This is a genomic window from Mesorhizobium delmotii, from assembly GCF_900149755.1.
In the GTDB taxonomy this organism is placed as follows: domain Bacteria; phylum Pseudomonadota; class Alphaproteobacteria; order Rhizobiales; family Rhizobiaceae; genus Mesorhizobium; species Mesorhizobium delmotii.
The window spans coordinates 1-4,197 of sequence record NZ_FUIG01000058.1; the positions used below are offsets into that span (position 1 = coordinate 1).

Below are 4,197 nucleotides of genomic sequence, written 5' to 3' on the forward strand. Positions count from 1 at the left end.
ATCCGGCGCAGCTCCCCGGCGGCGGCCAGGCGCTGCAGGGTTTTGTCCACGGCGGCGCGCGCGCCGAGATCGGCGAAGTCGCCGGGGGTCCAGACCTCGTCGGGTTTGGACTCAATGCGGGCAAGCAGGCGCGAGCGAAGATCGGCATTGGGCTCAACTATACACATGTCCGAAATATGCGACAAATTTCGGACAAAGGCAAGGTATGAGTCCGAAATATGCTACAATTTTCGGACACTCAGCGGTCGCGCCCGCGCTGAGGCGGGCCGCCATTCGCCGCTGGCGGCGCCAGACGAGTTACCCCGGCGCGGATGCTGTAGGTGTCTCTCGACGATCCAGCGCAATACAGCACGTATGTCGATGAGGCCGAGCGCCTGCGCCTTGCTCGCCGGCATGCCGACGCTCAGGCCAGCCGTTGCGCTGCCGCATCGGTGGCGAGGACGACACGGCGACTGGCGCACCTATCAGCGCTCGCTAATGAACCCCCGCCGTGGTCCTAGTGGTGTGGGTAATGGCCCTCACGCCGGCGCAGCGAGAACCTTCTGGACCGCCGAAGGTGAACATCCGGCCACCTTGGCAACCTGCCTAACGGACAGCCGCTCGGCCTGATCAGATCATGGTCCAGCACCACGGGCCTGCCGGTCTTCCACGGCTCGCCCTTGGCTTCCGCCTTGGCTTTGGCCTTGGCGATCCCTTCCATCTGCCGTTCCTTCCTGAGAGCCGTCTCAAACTCGGCAATCCAAAGGATGCTAAACACGAGCTTCCCCGTCCGGGTGGTCGTATCAAGCGAGGCATCGTCCTGCACCTTGAACCCGACACCCTTCTTATCGAGGTCCTTGACGATCTGGCGGAGGTGCGCCGCTGTGCCAGTCTATCGACCTTGGAAACCGAGCACGGCAGTTATTATGAACGGAAAGGCCGCGCCGCCAACCAGCAAGGAATTACGAGGGCATGCGCGAAGTTGCTTAGTTGGTCGGCACGTTCGCCGTGCCGGGCGCTAATTTGGGCTTCGCAGGATGGATCGCAGAAACGACCATGCCTCCCGCTGCTCTTCATCAATCGCTTTGGATTCGTCCCAACCTTGCAGCCAAGAGCGTCGCTTTTTGGTCAATAGGGGATAAGGGCAGGCCGATCGGGGCAGCTTTAGGCAGTAATGCGTCTATGCCTTCGTCTCTCGGGTCGGGCTTGCCCACGTGTGTGCCTCCCTATGCTTTCCGCCAGGCGCTTCTATTCGCGCGGAGTTAAAGACGGTTCAAGGGTCAGAAGAGGAAACCGACCACGGCAGTTATTATGAACGTAAAGGCCAATTCCGCGACTTGGCCGAGAAGGAGTTGTAAAGTGCGGCGGCCTACCCCGCGCGGCGAATTTCCTCTCGCTTCGGAAGCTTCCAGTTTGGTCTTGGGAAATGACAGGTGTAGCCATTGGGATAGCGCTCGAGGTAGTCCTGATGCTCCGGCTCGGCCTCCCAGAAATCGCTGACCGGCACCACCTCGGTCACGAACTTACCGGGCCAAAGCCCGGATGCTTCGACATCGGCGATGGTGTCTTCCGCAACGCGCTTTTGCTCGTCGTCTTTATAGAAGATCGCCGAGCGGTAGCTCGCGCCGACATCGTTGCCCTGGCGGTTGCGCGTCGTTGGATCATGGATCTGAAAGAAGAATCCCAGCAGATCGCGATAGCTGATCGTGTCTGGATCGAACACGATCTCGATCGCCTCAGCGTGGCTGCCATGATTGCGATAAGTAGCGCTAGGGACCTCACCGCCGGTGTAGCCGACGCGGGTGGAAATCACGCCGGGGTAGCGGCGGATCAGATCCTGCATACCCCAGAAGCAGCCGCCGGCAAGCACTGCGCGTTCGGTCGTCATGGTCTCTGACCTCCTGAATTTGGGTTCATCGCCAATATAGGCATTGTTGCCATCTTTTTTCAGTCGCAGGCCATTTGACACAAACGCGTCGCCCGATGGAAATTATCCTGAACAGCTAGCGCAGTGCACGCGCCATGTCAGTCGACACGATCATGGGCAAGTATAGAGACCAACGCGAGCCACGTAGGCATCGGTATGACGATGAGCCGGTTTCCTTTTCGGAACGGGCTTCCGAACCAAGCTACTTTCAGCGGCCCGCGATTGGGACCGCAGACCCTGCCGACGCCGAGATATTGTGGTTCAATGCCAGCACGGGTTTTGGCTTCGTCAAACTGTCGGACGGCACGGAAGCTTATCTGCACATCCGAGTGTTGGAGGCTGCCGGAAGCCGCGCTGTTTCCGAGGGGACACGTCTCAAGGTCGCGGTTGAAGAAAGTCCAAGAGGTCATCAGGTCGTGCAAGTGCTGGAGATCAGCGATCAGATCGCGAAAACGCCGGCAGATGCGCGCCTTGCTGAGGGGTCCATCGCCGGGAAGGGTGGTGCGCAGCTGGAGGGCGAGGGCACGGTCAAGTGGTACAATCCCGAAAAAGGCTTCGGCTTCATTGCTCCCGATAACGGTGAGAAGGACGTTTTTGTTCATGCCACCGCGTTGAACCGCTCAGGGCTCAGCGTGCGGGTGGAGGGACAGAAAGTGTTTGTCGAATGCGGGCAGGGCAAGAAAGGCCTGGAAGTCCGGAGCATTCGCCTCGCCTAGAAGCCAATACGTTGGCCAAGGGCCAAATTGCCGGTCATACAAAGAAAAAGCCCACTGCCGGGAGGAGGTGGCAGCGGGCTCGATTTGAAATGCAGCGCGGGAGGAGGTGCACCGCATTCAGCGCCGGCATCGCATCTGGGAGGAGTAGATGGCCGACAACAGGATCATATCGAGCGTCGCAGATATTGCAATGCACAAATTACATATCGCACGTGCGAAAGCGTTACCTGGGTGTAGGCATCGACATTGTCTCGAAAGATCCACCCACCAAATCGTTGCAACAGCTGGCGGCTTTAGAGATTAATGGTGCTGGTCATTTTGCTCTCCTTTGTTTGTTGCAAGGAGGGCAGAATACTATGCTGGCCGAGCGCGGCCGTTCTTATTAAAGTCCCGCGGCTTAGGCAGCTTAATCGGCATAGTCGCCAGCTCGGGATAAGGTCCCTACGAGCATATCGACAGCATCAAGGTGAAGACCCGCGATTTCCGATAGAAGCTGCAGCGGATATACCGTCATCATGTGGTAGTCTGGCCCGCATGACGACGCTTTATCTCAATTGGCGCGGAAGACGGTGAATCCCACAAAGCCGAATAAAACGCATCCGCCGAAATGGATCGAGCCTCAGCTGACGCGCCTGGTCGACGAAGCGCCCAACGGCCCCGATTGGCTTCACGAAATCAAGTACGACGGATACCGCATGCACGCGCGAATCGACGGCAGCGACATCCGCTTGCTCACCCGCACCGGCCTCGATTGGTCGCATCGCTATCAAGCGACGATAGCGGCCCTCCGCGCGCTGCCGGTGAAAGAGGCATATGTCGACGGGGAGCTGTGCGCCGTCCGGGCAGACGGCGTCACCTCCTTCAGCCGCCTGCAGGCCGCTATGGACGAGGGCCGCACGGGCGATCTTGCCTTCTTTGCTTTCGATCTTCTGTTCCTGAACGGAGAAAGCTTTGCGAAGCTGCCGCTCATCGACCGCAAGGCGCGACTGGAAGGCCTGTTTTCGACCGACATGCCTGGCCTGCGCTTCAGCGATCACGTGATCGGCAACGGGCCTGCGTTCCGCAAGCACGCCTGCCGGCTTGCACTCGAGGGCGCAATCTCAAAGCGGATCGACAGCGCCTATGCATCCGGCAATCGCGGCCTATGGGTCAAGTCAAAGTGTCTCAACAGAGAGGAATTCATCGTCGTCGGCTGGACCGATCCGACTGGAAGCCGGTCGCACATCGGCTCGCTGCTTCTCGGCTACTACACCGATGATGGTCGTCTGTTATATGCGGGCCGCGCCGGCACGGGCATCACGGTTGCAGAGCTCAAGCGATTGGCTCGCCGGCTTGGGCCGCTTCAGACAGCTCGAATGCCCCTCGACGTTCCGCCGCCGCGCGAGAGCCGGTTCGGCTCGCCGCTTGAACTGTCGCGGGTGCATTGGGTCAGGCCTGAAGTGGTGGTCGAGGTCACCTATCTCACCTGGACGGAAGACAATCTCCTGCGCCAGGTCTCGTACCAAGGCGAGCGTCAGGACAAGCCAGCCCGGCAGGTAGTGCGCTCCCCGCCCCATCCCTGATCGACATCGGGCC

General features: G+C 59.8%; 4 protein-coding genes and 1 pseudogene. 2 read left to right on the forward strand and 3 right to left on the reverse strand.

What is annotated here, in order from left to right:
• From BQ8482_RS40795 to msrA, 3 genes and pseudogenes are all read right to left on the reverse strand, one after another.
• A pseudogene (locus tag BQ8482_RS40795) lies at positions 1-167 on the reverse strand (DUF6088 family protein); the annotation flags it as partial.
• A 329-nt stretch (positions 168-496) separates the two neighbouring features.
• Complete coding sequence (locus BQ8482_RS31240) at positions 497-805, reverse strand: recombinase family protein (protein WP_244603063.1); 309 nt, start codon at positions 803-805, stop codon at positions 497-499.
• Between the two features lie 543 nt (positions 806-1,348).
• Positions 1,349-1,867 carry a peptide-methionine (S)-S-oxide reductase MsrA gene (gene msrA, locus BQ8482_RS31245; protein ID WP_123151132.1) on the reverse strand — a complete coding sequence of 173 codons (519 nt, stop codon included), beginning with the start codon at positions 1,865-1,867 and terminating at the stop codon, positions 1,349-1,351.
• Positions 1,868-2,001: 134 nt separating this feature from the next.
• Between msrA and BQ8482_RS40195 the strand changes: the two genes are divergently transcribed.
• Positions 2,002-2,622: a cold-shock protein gene (locus BQ8482_RS40195; protein ID WP_280178886.1), complete on the forward strand. Its 621-nt coding sequence runs from the start codon at positions 2,002-2,004 to the stop codon at positions 2,620-2,622.
• A 569-nt stretch (positions 2,623-3,191) separates the two neighbouring features.
• Positions 3,192-4,184 (forward strand): non-homologous end-joining DNA ligase, encoded by a 993-nt coding sequence (gene ligD / locus BQ8482_RS31255; protein WP_165848797.1) that lies wholly within the window; start codon positions 3,192-3,194, stop codon positions 4,182-4,184.
• Positions 4,185-4,197 lie beyond the last annotated feature (13 nt).

Bases quoted from the DNA above. Each gene is read 5' to 3' on its own strand.
- msrA (WP_123151132.1), bottom strand. From the start codon at position 1,867: ATGACGACCGAACGCGCAGTGCTTGCCGGCGGCTGCTTCTGGGGTATG.
- BQ8482_RS40195 (WP_280178886.1), top strand. From the start codon at position 2,002: ATGTCAGTCGACACGATCATGGGCAAGTATAGAGACCAACGCGAGCCA.